Here is a 21,055-nt window from a genome sequence, read left to right as displayed (position 1 = left end):
CCGCCCGCGCGGCCTGACGCGCGATCGATGGAGAGCTTTCGATGACCGAGACCGCTGGTCCGGCCGGCACAATCATCCTGGCGCAGGCGGAGCATGCGACGCCCGCCGAGACGCACGCCGGCACGGAAGCGCACGGCGGCGGCCATGGCGGCGGCGGCGCGTTTCCGCCGTTCGATTCGTCCACCTTCGCCGGTCAGATCCTCTGGCTCGCGATCTTCTTCGGCCTGCTCTACCTGCTGATGAGCAAGGTCGCGATCCCGCGCGTCGCCAACATCGTCGAAGGCCGCGCCGAACGCATCGCAGGCGATCTCGCCGAGGCGCGGCGTCTGCGGGCCGAAAGCAAGGCGGCCGGCGAGGCCTACGAAAAGGCGCTCGCGGACGCGCGCTCCAAGGCGCAGGCCATCGCGTCCGAGACCCGCGAGCGGGTCTCCAAGGAGGCCGACGACAACCGCAAGCGCACCGAGGCCGAGCTCAACGCCAGGCTCGAAGCGGCGGAAGCGCTGATCGGCGCGACCAAGGCGCAGGCGCTGTCCAACGTTCGCGTGATCGCGGTCGACGCGGCCTCAGCCATCGTCGAGCGGCTGGCGGGCGCCTCGGCGCCGGCGGCCGAGATCGAGCGGGCGGTCGACGCCTCGCTCGCACGCTGAGGAGACGAGACCGTGGGAAGCGCTGAATTCTGGGTTCTCGTCGCCTTCGTCATCTTCATTGGAATCGTCGTCTATCTCGGCGTGCCGGGGAAGGTGACCGCGGCGCTCGACCGCCGCGCGGCCAAGATCAAGGCCGAGCTCGACGAAGCCCGCGCCCTGCGCGAGGAGGCGAGCCGCCTGCTGGCCGAATACGCCCGCAAGCGCGACCAGGCCGACCGTGAGGCGGAAGAGATCGTCGCCTCCGCCCGCGCCGACGCCGAACGTCTGGCGGCCGACGCGAAGGCCAAGGTCGAGGAGTTCGTCGCCCGCCGCACCAAGCAGGCCGAGCAGAAGATCGCCATGGCCGAGGCCCAGGCCGTCACCGAGGTGCGCTCCGCGGCCGCCGACGCCGCCGTCTCCGCCGCCGCCGAGGTGCTGACCTCCCAGGCTCGCGGGCCGCTGGGCGACAAGCTGTTCGACAACGGTCTTTCGGAGCTCCGCGCCAAGCTCAACTGAACGCCGCGCACGTCACGTTTCGAAGAGCCGCCTCCGGGCGGCTTTTTTCGTTTGCGATGCACGTCAGCGCAACTAATAAGAGCATTGATGAAAGTCACCATTTAATGGTGTAATCGCGTGCCTCACACGGGGGCGGTCATGACCGAGCTTTTTGCGGAAGTCCGACGCACGATCGAACTGGTTGCCGAGATCCAGACCGCCGCAACGCTGTCGGTGGTCGGGCTCGCGCTGATGGCTTTCGCTTTCGCTGCGCTTTTCCGGACGATCAACCGGGAAGGGGAGCCCGCCACCTGGCTGAAGCTGACCATGGCGGCGGGCCTCATATCGGGCGTCGCGTTCTCGATCGCAGGGCCGGCGGTCGCGCTCCTGAACCGCACCGACAGGCCGATCAAGATCGTTCCCAAAGACCAGATCTTCGCCAATCTCGCCACGAACGCGCGTGTTAGCTGGTTGATCCGGCTGATACCCTACTACCCTGACAAACAACCGGACCTTGCTGTCGGCCGACTGCGCACGCTAGGGCCGCCGGCGCTGAAGTATGTTTTCGTCGGCTCTTATGAGGAATTAAAAGGGCAGACCGTCGAGCAGGCGATCGCAATGCTGGGCGGTAAATATGAAAAAGATCAACGAGTGTCCGCTATAATCTTCGCGGTCTCAGGTCGGTATCCAATCTTTCCCGGCAGTAGCCGCGGTCTGCTGCAGGTCATCAAGAAGGTTGAAGAAGACCCAAGCAGACATATTGCTAACAAATTACTTAAAGATGAGCCGAACAGAGCTCTGACTCAAGAGGCGTCAAATAATCTATTAAATGAAGAAATAAGTTCGTATTCGTTCGAATACTATAAAGAGCACTTCTGGAGATTCTGCCATTTAACTCACAGTTTTAGATGCAATAAGACCGCATTCGATGCAAGTCAATTTATTAGCAGTATCGATTCCGATTGAAGTCCAGCTGGTGCTGCCGTCATGAAACAGTCGGTGCCGTGTGAGACAGTCCCGAAGGTATGCAGTTTCGAAACATGGGATGAAGTGACCAAGGATATTTACGAGAATTTTGGAGCGCGCGTATTCTTGGTCGAGAATAAGCCGATAGATGAATTGCGGAATCGTTATCTGATTGATTTTGAAACTCCGTCCGCTCAGTTGATACCGGAAATTGGCAACGTCCCGACAAAGCGCTGAGGCTCCGGCCTAGCCTATCCCGCCCATCAGCAGCGGCCTCACCGCCCCGCTGTCACCACCTTCGCGGCCCGCCGCAGTTCGGCCTGGCTCATCTCGAAGCCGACCACGACGGACCAGCCGGCGTAGTCCTTCGCCGGCGGCAGCGACAGGTCCTCGACCACATAGGCGAACGGGCCGGACGTCGCGTCGCGCGGCAGCTGAACCTTCACCTTGGCGCGCCGCGTCGCGACCGGCCGTCCGCGGTCGTCGAGCACCGCGATGGTGAGCGGCGCGTTGAACCAGCTGGGTCCCGCCGTCGTCGCGCGGGCGCCGTCGCCCGTCACCGCGACCTTCACCAGCGTCTCGGCGCCCAGTGCGGCGCAGTCGCGGGCGAGGGCTCCGAGTTGCGCACGATTCGCGCCCGTCCTGCCGCGTGGGAAGCTCTCCGCGCCCTTGAGAGTCACGACACGCGGGCAAGCGGCGTCGTCCGCAGCACGCGTGGCGACGCCTTGACCCACCAATGCGACGGCGGCCTGCGCGGCGCTCGGCGCCTGCTGGGCGGATGCGGAGGAGGCGAGGGCGAGCGTCGCGGCGAGCGCGGCTGCGGACGGTGTGTTGAGAAACATCGTGCAAATCCCTGCGATGACGTTCGGCCGGTCCCGCGTTCATCCTTCGTCAAGGAATAGGGCCGAATTGCGCAGCCCGCAGCCGCGCGGCGGCTCTCGGCCCGCCGGAGCGCTCAGGCCGAAAGCCGCGGATTAGCCCGACGGCGCCATTGACAGGCCCCCGGTCGACCCCCTAAGACCCACCGCGAGCCCAGGTGGCGGAATTGGTAGACGCGCACGGTTCAGGTCCGTGTGGGTAACACCGTGGAGGTTCGAGTCCTCTTCTGGGCACCACATCCACGTTCGAGCGTCGCGAAGTTTCATTCGCGGCGCTCGAACGTGTTCGTCTTGACGCGCGCCCGCCCGGCGGCCTCGTTCCGTCCCGCGTCCGGCGCGCATGATCGGTAGAGCGCGCATGACGATCCGACTCCATCGGGGCGATCTTCCCAACGATTACGTTCCCGGTTCTGCGGTCGCGATCGACACCGAAACCCTCGGCCTCAATCCCCATCGCGACCGGCTCTGCCTGGTCCAGCTCTCGACCGGCGACGGCTCGGCTGATCTCGTCCAGATCGCGCCCGGCCAGACCCGCGCCCCGAACATCGAGGCGCTGCTGCGCGACCGCGCGGTGACCAAGCTGTTCCACTTCGCCCGCTTCGACGTCGCGGCCCTCTACAAGGCCTTCGGCGTCATGACCGAGCCGGTCTATTGCACGAAGATCGCGTCGAAGCTGGTCCGCACCTACACCGACCGCCACGGCCTAAAGGATCTCGTGCGCGAGATGCTCGGCGTCGAGATCTCCAAGCAGCAGCAGTCGTCGGACTGGGGCGCGGACGAGCTGTCGGACGCCCAGCTCGCCTACGCTGCGAGCGACGTGCTGCATCTGCACGCCCTGCGCGCCAAGCTGGATGGGGTGCTCGCGCGCGAAAACCGGACTGCCTTCGCCGACGCCTGCTTCGCCTTCGTCCCGGTGCGCGCGGCGCTCGATCTTGCGGGCTGGGCCGAGAACGACATCTTCTCGCACGCCTGACGGAACGACCGCGTGCTGAGGTCCTCCCCCATCATCGCCATGGCCGCGGCGGGCGCCGTTCCGGTCGAGGCGTTCCGGCGCGCCGAACGGCACAGCCGGCTCGTGCGGCGGCTAAGGATCGCCACGCCGGCGCTCGCGGCGGCGCTCGTCGTCGCGGCCGGCGCGGCCGCGGTGCTCGAGCCGCTCTCCGACGAGGTGCATGTGGACGTGGCCGGCATCGACGTCGGCGGCTCCACCGTGGCGATGGACGCGCCGCGGCTGCGCGGCTTCAACGGCCAGGACCGCGCCTACGACGTCACGGCCCGCACCGCGCGGCAGACCGTCGCCAGCCCCAACCGGATCGAGCTCGACGGCCTCGGCGCGCGAATCGAGATGACCGACCAGGGGTGGGCGACGCTCACCTCCAACGCCGGCGTCTACGACGCTACGGCGCAGGTGCTGGACCTCACGCAGAGCGTGCGCGCCATCTCCGACAAGGGCGACGACGCGACCTTCGCCAGCGCCCGGGCGGAGCTGAAGACGGGACGAATCGTGTCCGACCAACCCGTCTCCATCAAGATGGGCGGTTCGCTGCTCACCGCGGATCGCATGGAGATCCTGCACAGCGGCGACAGCATGCGCTTCTCCGGCCGTGTTAAGCTGACGCTGCGTCGGGAATCCGCCGCGGCCGCCGCTTCCCCCGCCAATCCCCCGCAAACGCCGTGAAAGCTCAAAACACTACGCCCAAGGAGGCGCCGATGCGTTTCGTTCTCGCGATCTTCGCAAGTCTCGCGCTGCCGGCGGTCGCTTCGGCGCAGTCCGTCACAAGCGCGTTCGAAGGGTTCTCCGGCCGCTCCAACGAGCCGGTCAACGTCGAGGCGGACAATCTCGAGGTGCGCGAGAAGGACCAGGCCGCGGTGTTCTCCGGCAACGTTCAGGTGGTGCAGGGCGATTCGACCCTGAAGTCCAAAGAGCTGACGATCTACTACTACGGCCCGAACGATCAGCCTCCTCAGAAGCCCAAGGATGGCCAGCGTCCGACCCAGGGCGCCACCTCGGGCCCGACCGGCACGCCGAGCGCGCCCCAGGGCCGCGACATCCGCCGGCTGGAGGCGGACGGCAATGTGGTCGTCACCTCGAAGAACCAGAGGGCCACGGGCCAGCACGGGGTGTTCGACATGCCGAGCAACACCGTCGTGCTGACGGGCGGCGTGGTGGTCTCCCAAGGCGACAACGTGATCCGCGGCGACCGGCTGCACGTCGATCTGACGAGCCAGCGGTCGCGCATCGAGAGCGCGGCGGGCGGGGGCCGCGTGCAGGGCGTGTTCAAGCCCGCGCAGCGCCAGCAGCCCTAAGGAGCGCCGCGTGAACCCGATGTCGCGTTTCGCCGCCGGCCGGCGGCAGCCTGAGGCCGCGTACTCGCCGGCGGCGGACGGTCATGACTTCGAAACCGCGGACGTCGCCGAAGGCGCGCTGGTCGCGCGCGGGCTCGCCAAGAGCTACGGCTCCCGCGCAGTCGTCCACGACGTCGGCCTCTCCGTGCGGCGCGGCGAGGCCGTCGGCCTGCTCGGGCCCAACGGCGCCGGCAAGACCACGGTGTTCTACATGATCACGGGTCTCGTTCCGGCCGACCGCGGCCGGATCGAACTCGACGGCAACGACGTGACGCGCCTGCCGATGTACCGTCGGGCGCGGCTCGGGGTCGGCTACCTCCCGCAGGAGGCCTCGATCTTTCGCGGCCTGTCGGTCGAAGACAACATCCGCGCGGTGCTCGAGGTCGTGGAGCCCGATCGGAAGCGGCGCGAGCACGACCTCGAGGCGCTGCTGGACGAGTTCGGCGTCGCGCGGCTGCGCAAGTCGCCGTCGATCGCGCTGTCCGGCGGCGAGCGCCGCCGCGTCGAGATCGCCCGGGCGCTCGCGAGCCGGCCGAGCTTCATGCTGCTCGACGAGCCGTTCGCAGGCATCGATCCGATCGCCGTGGGCGACATTCAGGCGCTGGTGCGGCACCTCACCAACCGCGGCATCGGCGTGCTGATCACGGACCACAATGTCCGCGAGACGCTGGGGCTGATCGATCGCGCCTACATCATCCACGCGGGGCGCGTGCTGATGGAGGGAACGCCCGACGAGATCGTGTCTCATCCGGACGTCCGGCGGCTTTACCTCGGCGAAGAGTTTCGGCTTTAAGAACGGCGAAGCGGTTCGTTATGCAAGAATCGGCCCACACGCCTTGCGGCGAGGGTCGAAGTCGCAGACGATCGGCTCGGCGGGCGTTTCGCGCCCGTCCTGTTCCCGTGTCGACGACGCGGACTGGCCGCCGCTGACGAGTGCGCGACGGCCGGGGCCGCGCCGCCTCAGCCGTCCGAGCGTCCGCACTCATGGCCCTGACCCCTAAGCTGCTTCTGCGCCAATCACAGTCGCTGGTGATGACGCCGCAGCTTATGCAGGCCATCAAGCTGCTGCAGCTGTCGAGCCTCGACCTCGCCACCTACGTGGAGAACGAACTCGAGCAGAATCCGCTCCTGGAGCGGCAGGAGGAGCGGGTCGACGACCGGCCGGACGAGGCGCAGGAGCGCCGCCTCGAGGAGGCCTTCGAGGGCGCGAAAAGCCCCGACGATTGGAGCGAGGACGGCGGCGCCGGCTCCCGATCAGAGCCCGAGCAGCCGCTCGACACCGACTTCGGCAACGTCTTCCCCGACGACGCTCCCCCGGAGGCGGTCCGGACGCCGGCGGAGACGCCGCCCGAGGCCGGCGACTGGTCGTCGATGGGTCCGGGGTCCGCAAGTTCGGGCGAGGGCGCCGACCTCGAGGCCTTCGTGGCCGATCGCCCGACGCTGGCCGATCACCTCGAGCGCCAGCTCGCGCTCGCCGTGTCGTCGACCGTCGAGCGCGCCATCGGCCTGCACCTGATCGACCTCGTCGACGACGCCGGCTACATCCGCGAGCCGATCGAGTCGATCGCCGAGCGCCTCGGCGCTTCGCTGGAAGCGGTCGAGCGCGTGCTGCGCGTCATCCAGACCTTCGAGCCGAGCGGCGTCGGCGCGCGCACGCTCGCGGAGTGCCTCGCGATCCAGCTGCGGGAGCGCGACCGCTACGATCCGGCCATGCAGGCGCTCATCGAAAACCTCGAGCTTGTCGCGCGCCGCGACTTCACGGCGTTGCGTCGCCTGTGCGGCGTCGACGAGGAAGACCTCGCCGACATGCTGGCCGAACTGAAGCGGCTCGAGCCCAAGCCGGGGCGCGGGTTCGGCGGCGAGGTGGTGCTGTCGGTCAGCCCGGACGTGCTGGTGCGGCTCGGCCCGGACGGCGCCTGGCTGGTGGAGCTGGTCGCCGACAGCCTGCCGCGCGTGCTCGTCAACCAGGCCTATTACGCCAAGGTCGTCCGGGTCGCGAAGGACGAGGGGGAGAAGACCTTCCTGACCGAGTGCCTGCAGACGGCGAACTGGCTGACGCGCAGCCTGGAGCAGCGGGCGCGGACCATTCTCAAGGTCGCGACCGAGATCGTGCGCCAGCAGGACGGCTTCCTCGTCCACGGCGTCGCGCATCTCCGGCCGCTCAACCTGCGCACGATCGCGGACGCCATCGGCATGCACGAGTCGACCGTGTCGCGGGTGACGGCCAACAAGTACATGGCGACGCCGCGCGGCGTGTTCGAGCTGAAGTACTTCTTCACCGCCTCCATCGCGAGCGCGGACGGCGGCGACGCGCATTCGGCGGAAGCGGTGCGGCATCGCATCCGCACGATGATCGACGCCGAGAGTCCGGACGACGTGCTGTCCGACGACACGATCGTGAAGCGGCTGCACGACGGCGGCGTCGAGATCGCCCGGCGCACCGTCGCCAAGTACCGCGAGAGCCTGCGCATTCCGTCGTCGGTGCAGCGCAGGCGCGAGAAGACGTCGAGCCGCAACGCCTCGGCCCAATAGAGTTCCGATAAGTTTTTCAAGGCATTAGCGGAAAAATGATCGCGCCGAAGGGCCGATTGACTTCGATATGGGCGGCTCTTAGGTCTTAAAAGGAGGGCGACGACGGTGCGTTCGGCGGCGCGGTTTTGGCGGCGTTGAAGGCAGTGTTCGGACGTCCGACCGACCTCCTGTCGTCAGTCGTGGAGCGAAATCCATGTCGTTGCGCGTTTCCGGAAAGAACCTCGATCTTGGAGAGGCCCTTCGAGAGCAAGTTCAGGATCGTATTTCTGGCGCGATGTCGAAGTATTTTGATGGCGGCTTCTCGGGCCACGTCACCGTCGCCAAGGACGGCTCCGGGTTCCGCACCGAGTGCTCGCTGCATCTTGACAGCGGGATCGTTCTGCAGTCCGCCGGCGCGGCCGCGGACGCCTACGCGAGCTTCGACCAGGCCGCGGCCCGCATCGAGCGCCGCCTGAAGCGGTACAAGGCCCGCCTCAAGGACCACCACGCCGACGCCGATTCGAACGACAGCGCGCCCTACGTCGTGTTCGAGACCCCGACGGACGACACCGATCTCGAGGACGACGGCTGGAGCCCGGTCATCGTGGCGGAGACGACCACGAAGCTGCGCCGCATGACGGTGGGTTTCGCGGTGATGGAGCTCGATCTGACCGGCGCGCCTGTGGTGGTTTTCCGGCATGCGGTTCACGGCCGCATCAATATGGTGTATCGCCGTGCTGACGGTAACGTCGGCTGGATTGACCCGCCCCCGGTTGGCGGCGCGGACGGCCACTAAATTCGAGCCGCGGTCGCGGCGTGTGGGCGAGTTCCCCATGCGTCGCTGCGGGCCGCGCAGCCGAGGTTTCGACGTCAGATGCCCCTAGCCGACCTCGTCGCGCAGAACGCGATATTACCGGCGCTCAAAGTGAATTCGAAAAAGCAGGCCATCCAGGAGCTTGCGGCCCGCGCCGCGGAGCTCACGGGCTTGCCGGAGCGCGACGTGTTCGAGACGCTGCTGCAGCGGGAGCGGCTGGGCTCCACGGGCGTGGGGGCCGGCATCGCGATCCCGCACGGCAAGCTGCCGAAGTTCGACCGGCTGTTCGGCCTGTTCGCGCGGCTGGACCGTCCGATCGACTTCGACGCGCTGGACGGCGAGCCGGTCGACCTCGCTTTCCTTCTGCTCGCGCCGGAGACCGCGGGGGCGGACCATCTGAAGGCGCTCGCGCGGGTCGCACGGGTGCTGCGCGATCCCGCGACCGCGCAGAAGCTCCGCGCCTCCCGTGACGCCACGGCGCTGCACGCCGTGCTCACCCAGCCGATCGCCTCAAACGCGGCGTAGCCTGCTTAGTTTACAGGCGGACGCCGGCGTCACGCAGGCGCGGGACGCCCCGAGGTACGCGGCGTCCCGTTCTGCATCGCTCGCGGCTGATCTCAGTGCACGCTGACGGTGACGAGTTCGTGCTCGCGGGCGCTTTCGAACAGCGCTTCGCGGCTGTCGGCGACAACGATCGGCTGCCCGTTGGCGCCGAGCAGCGCGAACAGCTTCAGGCCCGGCTCAAGCTCCGGGGCTTCCGGAAACAGGGCGTTGAGCTCCTCGGAGAGGATCGGCTTGACGTAAGCGATGTGGCCGTCGCCGACGGCCGCAAATTCGGCCGAGCTCAGGGGACCCCGACGGACCGAAGCGTTTTCCCGGATCATGACTCACTCCTTCTCCGCTAAGCGGCTGCTTTCGTCGCGCGACGCGATGGCGATACGTTGAACTTCGCGCTTCGGCTCTGGACGAACGAGATCGACGACCAGAAGTCCCGTCGCAAGATCGGCGCCGAGAACCTCCATGCCTTCGGCGAGCAGAAAGGCTCGCACGAACTGACGGGCCGCGATCCCTCTGTGGAGGTAGACGCGGTCCTCGCGCTCGGCTGGCGGCCGGCCGCGGATCACCAGTTCGTTCTTCTCGATCGTGACCTCCAGCTGTTCGGGCTGGAAGCCTGCGACGGCGAGCGTGATGCGGAGCCGTTCCGGCCCGTCGATGGACGGGCCCACCCGTTCGATGTTGTACGGCGGATAGCCGTCGGCGCTCTTCGCCACGCGATCCAGCGCGCGCTCAAGGCCGTCGAACCCGAGCAGAAACGGGCTCTGAAAACTCGTCATACGCGACATGTTCAAAGTCCTTCGCATAAGCGACTTTGACGGAGCCTCGTAAACAAAGCGCTCCGAAGGCCGGTGGTTCCGGCCGATCGTTAAGGTGGGCGCGGGACGCGCGGCTTTCAAGCGTCGCAGGGGTCCCGCCGCCGGAGAAGCGCCGCCGGCCCAGCGGCTTGCGTTCCCAAGGCCTTTGGCGCCTCATGGCCCCCGCCAAAGGGGGGGTCTCGTTCATGCTGTCCGGCTTCGACATCGTCGCGATCGCGGCGGCGCTGCTGATCATCTTCGTCATCTTCGCCGGCGTGAAGACGGTCCCTCAGGGCTTCAACTACACCGTCGAGCGCTTCCAGAAGTACACGAGGACGCTGGATCCCGGCCTGACCATCATCGTGCCGTTCATCGACCAGATCGGGCGCAAGGTGAACATGATGGAGCAGGTGCTGGACATCCCGAGCCAGGAGGTCATCAGCCGCGACAACGCCAGCGTGACGGTGGACGGCGTAGCCTTCTATCAGGTGATCGACGCGGCCCAGGCCTCCTACGAGGTGACGAGCCTCGAGCGCGCGATGATGGCGCTGACCATGACCAACATCCGCTCGGTGCTGGGCTCCATGGACCTCGACCACATCCTGTCCCAGCGCGACGAGATCAACGTCAAGCTGCTGCACGTGGTGGACGCCGCCGCCGGGCCCTGGGGCGTGAAGGTCACCCGCATCGAGATCAAGGACATCACCCCGCCGGCGGACCTCGTCGCGGCCATGGGCCGGCAGATGAAGGCCGAGCGCGAGAAACGCGCCTCGATCCTTGTGGCGGAGGGCGCGAAGCAGGCGCAGATCCTGGAGGCCGAGGGCCGCAGGGAGGCCGCCTTCCGCGACGCCGAAGCGCGCGAGCGGCAGGCCGAGGCCGAGGCGCGGGCGACGTCGCTGGTCAGCGAGGCGGTCTCGCGCGGCGACATGGCGGCGCTCAACTACTTCATCGCAGAGAAGTACGTGGACGCCATGAAGGCGCTCGCGACCTCGCCGAACCAGAAGACGCTGGTCGTGCCCTATGAGGCGACGGCGCTGATCGGCTCGCTCGCCGGGATCGCGGAGATCGCGCGCGACACCTTCGGGAGCGACGGCGGCGCGACGCCAGCCGCCCGGACCTCCGGGTCCCGGCGCGGCTCGGTGCCGAACGTCGGCCCGTCTCCGGCGTCGGGAGGCTGAGGCGGTGCTGGTCGAACTCATCGGCGGCCTCGGGCCATGGCGCTGGGTGGCGCTGGGAGTGGCGCTGCTCGCGATCGAACTCGTCGCGCCCGGAACCGTGCTGCTGTGGCTGGGGCTCGCGGCGGTCGTCGTCGGCGCGCTCGCCTTCGTCGTCGATCCCGGCTGGCAGACCGAGGTGCTGGCCTTCGCCGTGCTCGGCCTCGCAGCCGCGGTGGGCTGGTGGTTCTTCGGCCGCCGCGACAACGCCGCCGTCAGCGACCGGCCGCTCCTGAACCGGCGCGCGCACGCCTGCGTCGGGCGGGTGCTGTCGCTCGACGAGCCGCTCGTCGATGGCGCGGGGCGCGTGCGGATCGACGACACCGTCTGGCGGGCGACCGGACCGGACCTGCCCGCCGGCGCGCGGGTGCGGGTGATGGCGGCCGAGGGCTCGACGCTGAAGGTCAAGCCGGCGGACTGAGCAGGTTGCAGGCTAGGCGCGCGAGAGCGTCGTTCCGGCTGCAGCGAAGCGGAATTCCGGAACCCATCACCCCGCCGTGTCGGGAAAGCTTAAACGGCGGGGTGATGGGTTCCGGGACTTCGCCCGGAACGACGCTTTAGGCTTGTTGCGATCGGGACGCGCGCCCCTCACGCCTTCAGCCGGTATCCCGTTTTGAAGATCCAGCGAATCGCCACGAGGCAGGCCAGCAGGAACACCGCCGTCATCGCGAGGCTTACGCCGATGTGGACGTCGGCCTTCCCGGTGAAGCTCCAGCGGAAGCCGCTGACAAGATAGACCACGGGGTTGAACAGGCTCACCGCCCGCCAGAACGGCGGCAGCATGTCGATGGAGTAGAAGCTGCCGCCGAGGAAGGTGAGGGGCGTGATCACGAGCAGCGGGATGATCTGCAGCTGCTCGAACCCATCCGCCCAGACGCCGATGATGAAGCCGAACAGGCTGAAGGTGACCGCCGTCAGCAGCAGGAAGGTCACCATCAGGACCGGATGCTCGACGGTGAGCGGCGTGAACAGCGAGGCGGTGGCGAGGATGATCAGGCCGATCACGATCGACTTGGTCGCCGCCGCGCCGACGTAGGCGACGACGATCTCGAGGTAGGACACGGGCGCCGAAAGGACCTCGTAGATCGTGCCGGCGAAGCGCGGAAAATAGATGCCGAACGAGGCGTTGGCGATGCTCTGCGTCAGCAGCGACAGCATGACCAGGCCCGGCACGATGAAGGTCCCATAAGGGACGCCGTCGATCTCCTGCATGCGCTGGCCGATGGCCGCGCCAAACACCACGAAATAGAGCGAGGTGGAGATCACCGGCGAGATCACGCTCTGCATGATCGTGCGGAGCGCGCGGGCCATCTCAAACTTGTAGATGGCTCCGACGGCGCGCAGGTTCACGGAGCTGGTCATGCGCGCTCTTTCATCAGATCGACGAAGATGTCCTCGAGCGAGGATTGGGTGGTGCGGATGTCCTTGAAGGCGACGCCCGCGGCCGTCAGTTCGGTCAGCAGCGCCGCGAGGTCCGCACGCTCGCGGGCGCCATCGTAGACGTAGGCGAGCTCGCAGCCCTCGCGCCGGAGCTCCAGCCCGTAGCGGGCGAGCGACGCCGGAACCTCCGCCAGCGGCGCGCCGAGCTGCAGGATCAGCTCCTTGCGGCCGAGCTTGGCGATCAGCGCGGTCTTCTCCTCGACGAGGATCAGCTCGCCGGCGCGGATGACGCCGATGCGGTCGGCCATCTCCTCAGCCTCGTCAATGTAGTGGGTCGTCAGGATCACCGTGACGCCGGTGTCGCGCAGCTCTCGGATCAGCCGCCACATGTCGCGGCGCAGCTCGACGTCGACGCCGGCGGTCGGTTCGTCCAGGAACAGCACGCGCGGCTCGTGGGCGAGCGCCTTGGCGATCAGCACGCGCCGCTTCATGCCGCCGGAGAGCGCGAGAATGCGCTCGTCCTTCTTGGACCAGAGCGAGAGGTCGCGGAGCAGCTTCTCGACGTAGGCCGGGTTCTTCGGCTTGCCGAACAGACCGCGGCTAAACGCCACCGTGTCCCACACGCTTTCGAAACGATCGGTCGAAAGCTCCTGCGGCACGAGGCCGATCAGCGAGCGCGCCGCCCGGTAGTCCGCGACGATGTCGTGCCCGCCGACGCGCACCGATCCGCCGCTCGCGTTCACGAGACCGCAGACGATCGAGATCAGCGTGGTTTTGCCCGCGCCGTTCGGCCCCAGCAACGCGAAGATTTCGCCAGGCGCGACGTCGAGATCGACGCGCTTCAGCGCTTGAAACCCGCCGTCGTAGGTCTTCGACAGGCCCGAGATCGAAATGATGGATTGCATGCGGGGACAGACGCCTTTGCTCCGTCGCGGCAGGCGACGGCGGACGCGCAATCTAATCACTCGACCCGGCCGGAAAAACCCTCCACGGACGCGGTTTCGATATTGCGCCGCGGAATGATGCGTTTTCCCTATCGGTCGATCATGCGTGTAGATGATCTTAAATACTGATACCGATTCTTCGATCGATCGATAGCGAGATGCGATAGTAAGGACGCGGATAGCTCTCTCTTGAATTTTTATAGTCTTAACGCATAGGAGCCATGCAGCTTCGCATAAGCTAGTATTCGAGCGAACTGTTGTTGCAGGGAGGGCGATCCGGGATTATCTCGCAGATCGATTGCTGGCCCAAATGGTGAGGGCTCGCGCTTCTCCTTAGAATGGTTTGACTCATGACCGAGGCGGCCGCTCCGCTCAAACGCTCCCACGCCGCCGGCGGCTGGGGCGCTCTTCGCAGCTGCGGGAAGCACTTGATGGCGAGCGGCGCGATGCTGACCGGCGCCAAGGCGATGCTGAAGGCGAACCAGCCCGACGGCTTCGACTGCCCGGGCTGCGCCTGGGGCGATCCGGAGCACGGCTCGTCCTTCGAGTTCTGCGAGAACGGCGTAAAGGCGGTCGCCTGGGAGGCGACGGAAAAGCGCGCGACGCCGGCGTTCTTCGCGAGGCACTCGGTGAGCGAGCTGCGGGGCTGGAGCGACTACGAGCTCGAGGGCCAGGGCCGGCTAACCGAGCCGATGGCCTACGACCGCGCGACCGACCGTTTCGTCCCCGTGAGCTGGGAGCAGGCCTTCGCGGGCATCGCGAAGGAGCTCAACGCGCTCGCCCACCCCGACGAGGTCGAGTTCTACACCTCGGGCCGCGCCTCCAACGAGGCGGCGTTCCTCTACCAGCTGTTCGCGCGGATCTACGGCACCAACAATTTCCCCGACTGCTCCAACATGTGCCACGAGGCGAGCGGCGTCGGCCTGATCCAGTCGATCGGCGTCGGCAAGGGCACGGTGACGCTCGAGGACTTCCACCACGCCGACGCGATCATCGTCATCGGCCAGAACCCCGGCACCAATCATCCGCGCATGCTGGGCGACCTGCGCAAGGCGGCGCAGCGCGGCGCCCGGGTGGCGGTGCTCAATCCGGTGCGCGAGCGGGGGCTGGAGCGCTTCTCCGATCCGCAGGCGAAGATCGAGATGCTGCGCGGCGGCTCGACCTCGATCGCGAGCCACTACTTCCAGCCCAAGCTCGGCGGAGACATGGCCGCGATCCGCGGCGTGGCGAAGGTCGTGTTCGCCCGCGACGCCGCCGAACGCGCGGCGGGCCGCGCATCGCTGCTCGACGAGGCCTTCATCGCCGAGCACACCACGGGGCTCGACGCCTGGCGCGCTGAGGTCGAGGCGACGTCCTGGGGGGCGATCGAGGACCAGTCGGGCCTGACCTACGACGAGATCGCGACGCTCGCCGACGTCTACCTCGGCGCCGAGCGCGTCATCGCCACCTGGGCGATGGGCGTGACCCAGCACAAGCACTCCGTCGCGACTGTGCGCGAGATCGCGAACCTGCTGTTCCTGCGCGGCCATATCGGCCGCGAGGGCGCGGGTCTATGCCCGGTGCGCGGCCATTCCAACGTGCAGGGCGACCGCACCGTCGGCATCAACGAGAACCCGCCGGCCTGGCTGCTCGACAACCTCGAGGCGGTCTACGGCAAGGCCATGCCGCGCAAACCCGGCCACAACGTGCGGCACGCGATCGAGGCGATGGTCGAGGGTCGCTCCAAGGCCTTCATCGGGCTCGGCGGCAACTTCGCCCGCGCGACGCCGGACACCGAGGTCGTCGAGGCGGCGCTGCGCGCCTGCCGGCTGACGGTGCAGATCGCGACCAAGCCGAACCTCGGCCATATGTCGGTGGGCGAGGTCGCCTACCTCCTGCCGTGCCTCGGCCGCACCGAGATCGACCGCAACGCCCGCAAGGTCTCGCAGATCGTGACCGTCGAGGACTCGATGAGCATGGTCCACGGGTCCGGCGGCATCAACAAGCCGGCCTCGCCGCATCTGAAGTCCGAGGTCGCGATCATCTGCGGCATCGCGGCGGCGACCGTCGGCTCGGCCCACGTGGACTGGGCGGCCATGGCCGAGGACCACGACCTCGTGCGGGACGGCATCGCCCGCGTCATCCCGGGGTTCGAAGACTACAATGTGCGCGTGCGCCGGCCGCGCGGCTTCCGGCTGCGCAATCCTGCCGCCGAACGCGCGTGGGAGACGCCCTCCCGCCGCGCGGAGTTCTCGGCCGTCCCGCTCCCGGCCGAGGTGGAGCACCAGGCGGCGCGCCGGACCGGCGGCCAGTTCGTGCTGCAGACCTTCCGCAGCCACGACCAGTACAACACCACGATCTACGGCCTCGACGATCGCTACCGCGGCGTCTACGGCGAGCGCCGGGTGCTCTTCATGAACGCGGACGACATCGCCGCGCTGGGCGCGGAGCCGAACGCGCGGGTCGACGTGCTGGGCGCGGCCGACGACGGCCGGACCCGGCGCGCCGAGGACTTCCGCCTGATCGCCTACGACATCCCGCGCGGCTGCATCGCCGGCTACTACCCCGAGCTCAACGCCGTGGTGCCGTTCAACAAGGTCGGCGACCTCAGCGACACGCCGCTGTCGAAGTCGGTGCTGGTGTCGCTTGCGCCGCGCGCGGAGGCGGCGGCGTGAGCGCCGCCCTCGCCGAAGACGAGACCGCTTTCATGGCGGCGGTCGAGGCCGTGACCGAGGCCGCGCCGGGACTGACGCCGCTGCATGCGGGGCTGGTGACGGCGCTCGGGGCCGGCGTCGCCGCCGACAGCCGCTCCTTCGCCAAGGTCTTCGGCCTCGCCCATGCGCTGGTGCTGCGCGCCGTGGCCGATCTCGCGGACGACCTCGGCCTCGTGGCCGTCGCGGCGCGCGACGCCCGCACCCAGCGCGCGAAGCTGGCGCTGACCGACGCGGGACGGATGCTCTACGGCGCGGCGGAGCGCCCGCGCGCGGCCTGACGCGGCCTTACGCGACCCTGGGGCCGCCGTCGCTCACTGCATGTTGGGCGAGGGCATGTCGCGGACGTTCATCACGCGGCCGCCGCCGAGATCGATGTCGCCCGGCTTCATCGAGGCCTCGCACTCGCCGGTGCGCTTGGCGTTCAGCGTGGTCTGCTGCGACATCGGCCCGCCGGGGGTGATGTTCTTCACCCCGTTCGGCGCGTTGCTGCCGCTCATTTTCACGTCGGTCTTCATGGTGTAGGCGCTGTCGAAGTCGCCCGTCACCACCGAGCGCGACTCCGACTTCATGTCGCCGAGCTGGCACACGCTGTCGAGCACGATGGCGTCGCCGTCCTTCGTCTGCTCCTGCTTGGAGCACATGTTGGAGGCCATGCCGCTGAACTTCTGGTTCAGCAGCTTGTCGGTCTCCGCGTCGAGGCACATCCGGATCACCTGGGGCGGCATGGCCGCGGTGTCGACCTGGATCGACATCTCCCATTGGCCGGGCTTGCGTGGCGGAAGCTCGAAACCAGCGGCCGCCGCGGGTAGGGCGGCGGCGGAGGCGAGAAGAACGGCGACAGTGAGCATGCGCATGGAAAATGTTCCCGGTGTTTCGGCGGCACCATTGCGCGGCCGGCGTCACGGTTCAATCCCCGACGCAGCCGTCGCGTCGGGCCGTCTCGCGATGGCCGGGCCGTAAAGTATTGCCATGTTCATGCTGCGCTGCAGCAAGGCATCTGGAATGCCAGCGCAGGCCGGTCGTTCCGCATTCTCTCGTTAAGCGGGCGACAAGCGGAGGCCCTTGGCCTGGCACAACTGTTCGCGGGGTGCTCTTTTCTCCGGCCGCTCCGATGGTATTCCTCCCTACGGAGCGATTGCACGTTCTGGAACGCATCCGTTACATTCGCGACAAGCGCAGAGCGCGGCTGCCGCCGGACGGCGGGCCCGGGCGGCGCAGGTCAGGACACGGCGGGGCATGAAAAAGAACAAGGTCATCACGGCGGACGAGGCGATCGCGCTCATTCGGGACGGCGACGTCGTCACGACGACGGGCTTCGTCCAGAGCTGCATTCCCGAGGCGCTGCACGCGGCCCTGGAGAAGCGCTATGTCGAGACCGGCGCGCCGCGCGACCTCACGCTGATCATGACCGCGGGCGCCGGCGACAGCAAAGGCCTGGGCACCGGCCGGCTGCACCACGACGGCCTGCTGAAGCGCGTGATCGCGGCCAACTTCGGCCGCATGCCCAAGGTGGCGGAGGCCGCCAAGGCCAACAAGATCTATGGCTACAACCTGCCCCAGGGCGTGATCTCGCAGCTCTACCGGGCCTGCGCCGCGGGCCAGCCCGGCCTGTTCTCCAAGGTCGGCCTGAAGACCTACGTCGACCCCCGCCTCGGCGGCGGCAAGGTGAACGAGCTGACCGAGGAGGACATCGTCAAGCTGGTCGAGGTCGAAGGCGAGGAGTGGCTGTTCTACAAGGCCACCAAGATCGACGTCGCCTTCATCCGCGGCACCAGCGCCGACCCCCATGGCAACATCTCCATGGAGAAGGAGGCGCTGACGCTCGACGTGCTGGCCCAGGCGATGGCCGCGCGCAACAACGGCGGCGTGGTGATCGCGCAGGTGGAGCGCATCGTCGAGGACGGCTCCCTGCGCCCGAAGGACGTGCGTGTGCCGGGCATCCTCGTCGACTGCGTGGTGCTCGCCGAAGGCGACATGCATCGCATGAACTACGGCGTGACCTACAACGCCGCGCTCGCCGGCGAGGTCCGCGTGCCCGCCGCCTCCATGGCCAGGATGGCGCTCGACGCCCGCAAGATCATCGCCCGCCGCGCAGCGTTCGAGCTGCCGCCGAACGGCGTGGTCAACCTCGGCGTCGGCGCGCCGGAGGGCATCTCGGCGATCGCCGCCGAGGAGAAGGTGACGCCCTACATCACCCTCACCACCGAGGCCGGGGCGGTCGGCGGCGTGCTGGCGAGCGGGTCGAGCTTCGGCGCGGCGAGCAACGCCGACTGCATCATCGACCAGAACCAGATGTTCGACTTCTACGACGGCGGCGGCCTCGACATGACCTGCCTCGGCATGGCCGAGTGCGACCGCTACGGCAACGTCAACACATCGTCCTTCGGCGGCAAGCTCAACGGCTGCGGCGGCTTCATCAACATCAGCCAGAACGCCCGCGCGGTGGTGTTCGCCGGCACCTTCACCGTCGGCGGCCTCGACGTGAAGATCGAGAACGGCGAGGTGAAGATCGTCAAGGAAGGCCGCTCGCGGAAGTTCATCGACCATGTCGAGCAGGTGACGTTCTCGGGCGAGTTCGCGGCCGAACGCGGCCAGCCGGTGATCTACGTCACCGAGCGCTGCGTGTTCCAGCTCACCCGCGAGGGGCTCGAACTGATCGAGGTCGCGCCGGGCATCGAGATCGAGGAGGACATCCTCGCGCACATGGACTTCAAGCCGATCGTGAAGAACCCGGGTCTGATGGATCGGCGCATCTTCATGGACGAGCCCATGGAGCTGAAGGCCGACCTGCTGAACCTGCGCCTGCCGGAGCGCGTCAGCTACGACCACGAGCGCAACATTCTGTTCGTCAACCTCGAGGGCTGGCAGGCGCGCAGCAAGAACGACATCGCGGACCTGCGCCGCATCCTGATCAACGCCTGCAAGGCGGTCGGGCGGCGCGTGAACTCGGTGATCAACCACGACGGCTTTAAGATCAGCGAGAACCTCTACGACGCCTACGCTGAGATGATCGAGTACATGTCGGAGCACCACTACCTGAAGACCACGCGCTACGCGACGAGCGCCTTCCTGCGCCTCAAGATGCAGGAGGCTCTTAGCCGGCGCGGCCTCGCGCCCCATGTGTTCGAGCGCCGCGAGGACGCCCAGGCCTACATCGAGCGCGGCGACGATCCGGAAGGCCGAGCGGTCGCCGCCGAATGAGCTCGCTCGGGTCCGCGGGCCGTCGCCATGGCGGCCGAAGCGCCGGCATCCTTCAATGCCGCGTCGCAGACTGACCCGACCCGGCTAACTTTCTGGGTCCCGGCGCTTCGGCCGGGACGACGTGGAGCGTGTTTGCGGCGGCGAACGGAATGCCGCGACGTGATCAGACCTCGCTGAACCCGGACGTCCGCAGCCTGCGGCGCTATGCGCCGCCGGGCGCGCGGACGCGTGCTGGCGTTTTTCATACCGTCCGATATCTTTCGCCTTGACTCCCCGCCCCCGCAAATCTACCTATCGGTACCATACTGATCGGTATGGTTTTGCATCGTGCTGGGGACGCAACCGATGATCCTTCGTTCCGCCCGCGCCGCCTCTCTGGGCGCCGCGGCCGTCGCGGCGTTCGCCGCCGTCGTTCTGTCGCCGACCGGCGTGGTGTCCGCCGACGCGCCCGCTGCGCCCCAGGCCACGCCCGCGAGCGTCGCCGCGGTCGAGCCGCGGGACATCGTGGACTGGTCGAGCTTCTCAGGCCGTCTCGAGGCGGTCGACCGCGTGGAGGTCCGCTCGCGGGTCGCCGGCGAAATCCGGACGGTCCACTTCCGCGAGGGCGCGCTGGTCGAGAAGGGCGCTCCGCTCTTCACCATCGATCCCGAGCCCTATCAGGCCGAGGTGGACCGCGCCCGCGCGGATCTCGCCGCGGCCGAAGCGCGGGTCTCGCTCGCCCGCAACGATCTCGCGCGCGGCCGCCGCATGACCTCCGCCTCCACCATTTCCGAGCGCGATCTCGACAACCGCGACAGCGCGGTGCGGCAGGCGGAGGCCGCCGCGCAGGGCGCGCAGGCGGCGCTCCGGACCGCGGAGCTCAACCTCGGCTACACCGAGATCCGCGCCCCCGTCGCCGGCCGCGTCGGGCGGATCGAGGTGACCGTCGGCAACCTGATCGCCGCGGGTCCCGGCGCGCCGTCGCTCGCGAGACTGGTCTCGGTCGATCCGATCTATGCGAGCTTCGACGCCGACGAGGGCGCGGTGGCGCGGGCGCTCGCGAGCCTTCCCGACGGCGGCGACCACGCGGACAAGCTCTCGGCCATTCCGGTCGAGATGACCACCGCGACGGGCGCTCCGGTGATCGGCCGTCTGTCCTATGTCGATCCCTCGGTCGACGTGACGGCGGGTACGGTGCGGCTGCGCGCGGCGTTCGACAATCCGGACGGCAAGCTCATGCCCGGCCAGTTCGCGCGGCTGCGGCTCGGCCAGGCCAAGTCCGCCCCGGCGCTGCTCGTCAGCGAGCGGGCGGTCGGCGTCGACCAGGACAAGACCTTCGTGCTGGTGGTGGGCGATGACCACAAGGCGGTGTACCGCGAGGTGAAGCTCGGCCCGTCCGCCGAGGGCCTCAAGGTGGTGCTGAGCGGGCTCAACGCCGGCGAGCGGGTGGTCGTGAACGGGCTGCAGAAGCTTCGTCCGGGGGCGCTGGTCGCCCCGGAGCCGGTCGGCATGGACGGCGCAAAGCTGGTCGAGCGCCAGGCCTCCGCGGCGCGATGACGTGAAGGCGTCCCGACCCGCCGCGAGGCCGCGCCGGGACGCCCCCGAGAACTGAACGCCTTTCCCCGCGCCTGACCCCGCTCCGCCGCACGCCGGCGT

At 68.1% G+C, this 21,055-nt stretch carries 22 protein-coding genes and 1 tRNA gene; 17 read left to right on the top strand and 6 right to left on the bottom strand.

All coding sequences use genetic code 11. The annotated features are described in order from the left end of the window. Positions 1-41: 41 nt before the first annotated feature. The 3 genes from METY_RS00955 to METY_RS20745 all read left to right on the top strand — a co-directional run bounded on the left by METY_RS00955 (position 42) and on the right by METY_RS20745 (position 2,087). Entirely contained in the window at positions 42-647 is a 606-nt protein-coding gene (locus tag METY_RS00955) for a F0F1 ATP synthase subunit B (protein WP_103119524.1), read from the top strand. 12 nt (positions 648-659) lie between these two features. Continuing rightward, entirely contained in the window at positions 660-1,142 is a 483-nt protein-coding gene (locus tag METY_RS00950; protein ID WP_103119523.1) for a F0F1 ATP synthase subunit B family protein, read from the top strand. 138 nt (positions 1,143-1,280) lie between these two features. Beyond that, complete coding sequence (locus tag METY_RS20745; RefSeq protein ID WP_146035634.1) at positions 1,281-2,087, top strand: hypothetical protein; 807 nt, start codon at positions 1,281-1,283, stop codon at positions 2,085-2,087. Between the two features lie 275 nt (positions 2,088-2,362). Here METY_RS20745 and METY_RS00940 read toward each other — a convergent pair whose 3' ends face one another. After that, the gene (locus METY_RS00940; protein ID WP_103119521.1) at positions 2,363-2,929 is read right to left on the bottom strand and encodes a hypothetical protein; all 567 of its coding nucleotides are present in this window, start codon (positions 2,927-2,929) and stop codon (positions 2,363-2,365) included. 188 nt (positions 2,930-3,117) lie between these two features. On the opposite strand from METY_RS00940, the gene METY_RS00935 reads away from it, so the two are divergent. From METY_RS00935 to ptsN, 8 genes are all read left to right on the top strand, one after another. Further along, positions 3,118-3,202 (top strand) — tRNA-Leu (locus tag METY_RS00935). 121 nt (positions 3,203-3,323) lie between these two features. Further along, positions 3,324-3,938 carry a ribonuclease D gene (locus METY_RS00930; protein ID WP_103119520.1) on the top strand — a complete coding sequence of 205 codons (615 nt, stop codon included), beginning with the start codon at positions 3,324-3,326 and terminating at the stop codon, positions 3,936-3,938. Positions 3,939-3,950: 12 nt separating this feature from the next. Next, a complete protein-coding gene (gene lptC, locus METY_RS00925) occupies positions 3,951-4,643 on the top strand; it encodes an LPS export ABC transporter periplasmic protein LptC (protein WP_146035633.1) in 693 nt (230 codons plus the stop codon). Between the two features lie 32 nt (positions 4,644-4,675). Then, the gene (locus METY_RS00920) at positions 4,676-5,272 is read left to right on the top strand and encodes an LptA/OstA family protein (RefSeq protein WP_103119518.1); all 597 of its coding nucleotides are present in this window, start codon (positions 4,676-4,678) and stop codon (positions 5,270-5,272) included. Positions 5,273-5,282: 10 nt separating this feature from the next. Then, positions 5,283-6,104, top strand: coding sequence for an LPS export ABC transporter ATP-binding protein (lptB, locus tag METY_RS00915; protein WP_103119517.1), 822 nt, complete (start codon positions 5,283-5,285; stop codon positions 6,102-6,104). A gap of 191 nt (positions 6,105-6,295) precedes the next feature. Continuing rightward, the gene (gene rpoN / locus METY_RS00910) at positions 6,296-7,843 is read left to right on the top strand and encodes an RNA polymerase factor sigma-54 (RefSeq protein ID WP_103119516.1); all 1,548 of its coding nucleotides are present in this window, start codon (positions 6,296-6,298) and stop codon (positions 7,841-7,843) included. A 193-nt stretch (positions 7,844-8,036) separates the two neighbouring features. Continuing rightward, the gene (hpf, locus tag METY_RS00905) at positions 8,037-8,618 is read left to right on the top strand and encodes a ribosome hibernation-promoting factor, HPF/YfiA family (protein ID WP_103119515.1); all 582 of its coding nucleotides are present in this window, start codon (positions 8,037-8,039) and stop codon (positions 8,616-8,618) included. A 78-nt stretch (positions 8,619-8,696) separates the two neighbouring features. Beyond that, positions 8,697-9,161 (top strand): PTS IIA-like nitrogen regulatory protein PtsN, encoded by a 465-nt coding sequence (ptsN, locus tag METY_RS00900; RefSeq protein WP_103119514.1) that lies wholly within the window; start codon positions 8,697-8,699, stop codon positions 9,159-9,161. A 92-nt stretch (positions 9,162-9,253) separates the two neighbouring features. Here ptsN and METY_RS00895 read toward each other — a convergent pair whose 3' ends face one another. Beyond that, positions 9,254-9,520, bottom strand: coding sequence for a DUF1150 family protein (locus tag METY_RS00895; protein WP_103119513.1), 267 nt, complete (start codon positions 9,518-9,520; stop codon positions 9,254-9,256). A 3-nt stretch (positions 9,521-9,523) separates the two neighbouring features. After that, complete coding sequence (locus METY_RS00890) at positions 9,524-9,979, bottom strand: Hsp20 family protein (protein WP_103119512.1); 456 nt, start codon at positions 9,977-9,979, stop codon at positions 9,524-9,526. Between the two features lie 185 nt (positions 9,980-10,164). On the opposite strand from METY_RS00890, the gene METY_RS00885 reads away from it, so the two are divergent. After that, positions 10,165-11,166: an SPFH domain-containing protein gene (locus METY_RS00885; RefSeq protein ID WP_200819563.1), complete on the top strand. Its 1,002-nt coding sequence runs from the start codon at positions 10,165-10,167 to the stop codon at positions 11,164-11,166. Positions 11,167-11,170: 4 nt separating this feature from the next. Beyond that, the gene (locus METY_RS00880; protein ID WP_103119511.1) at positions 11,171-11,623 is read left to right on the top strand and encodes an NfeD family protein; all 453 of its coding nucleotides are present in this window, start codon (positions 11,171-11,173) and stop codon (positions 11,621-11,623) included. A 167-nt stretch (positions 11,624-11,790) separates the two neighbouring features. On the opposite strand, the gene METY_RS00875 is transcribed toward METY_RS00880, so the two are convergent. Together METY_RS00875 and METY_RS00870 are read right to left on the bottom strand one after the other, a co-directional pair. After that, on the bottom strand, positions 11,791-12,564 hold the full coding sequence (locus METY_RS00875; protein WP_444849060.1) for an ABC transporter permease: 774 nt from the start codon (positions 12,562-12,564) through the stop codon (positions 11,791-11,793). Further along, the gene (locus METY_RS00870) at positions 12,561-13,487 is read right to left on the bottom strand and encodes an ABC transporter ATP-binding protein (protein ID WP_103119510.1); all 927 of its coding nucleotides are present in this window, start codon (positions 13,485-13,487) and stop codon (positions 12,561-12,563) included. The genes METY_RS00875 and METY_RS00870 overlap by 4 nt, the downstream gene beginning before the upstream one ends. Positions 13,488-13,876: 389 nt before the next feature. Here METY_RS00870 and METY_RS00865 point away from each other — a divergent pair, with 389 nt between their 5' ends. Beyond that, entirely contained in the window at positions 13,877-16,180 is a 2,304-nt protein-coding gene (locus METY_RS00865; protein ID WP_103119509.1) for an FdhF/YdeP family oxidoreductase, read from the top strand. After that, positions 16,177-16,497, top strand: coding sequence for a hypothetical protein (locus METY_RS00860; RefSeq protein ID WP_103119508.1), 321 nt, complete (start codon positions 16,177-16,179; stop codon positions 16,495-16,497). Before METY_RS00865 ends, METY_RS00860 begins: the two co-directional genes overlap by 4 nt. Before the next feature lie 33 nt (positions 16,498-16,530). Here METY_RS00860 and METY_RS00855 read toward each other — a convergent pair whose 3' ends face one another. After that, complete coding sequence (locus METY_RS00855) at positions 16,531-17,073, bottom strand: DUF3617 domain-containing protein (RefSeq protein WP_103119507.1); 543 nt, start codon at positions 17,071-17,073, stop codon at positions 16,531-16,533. A gap of 382 nt (positions 17,074-17,455) precedes the next feature. On the opposite strand from METY_RS00855, the gene METY_RS00850 reads away from it, so the two are divergent. Next, a complete protein-coding gene (locus METY_RS00850; protein WP_103119506.1) occupies positions 17,456-19,420 on the top strand; it encodes an acyl CoA:acetate/3-ketoacid CoA transferase in 1,965 nt (654 codons plus the stop codon). 345 nt (positions 19,421-19,765) lie between these two features. Next, positions 19,766-20,956 (top strand): efflux RND transporter periplasmic adaptor subunit, encoded by a 1,191-nt coding sequence (locus tag METY_RS00845; protein ID WP_103119505.1) that lies wholly within the window; start codon positions 19,766-19,768, stop codon positions 20,954-20,956. Positions 20,957-21,055 lie beyond the last annotated feature (99 nt).

It is taken from the genome of Methylopila sp. Yamaguchi, assembly GCF_002897035.1.
In the GTDB taxonomy this organism is placed as follows: Bacteria; Pseudomonadota; Alphaproteobacteria; order Rhizobiales; family Methylopilaceae; genus Methylopila.
Note: the sequence above shows the minus strand (reverse complement) of the source record. Positions and strands in the feature narration are given on the sequence as shown.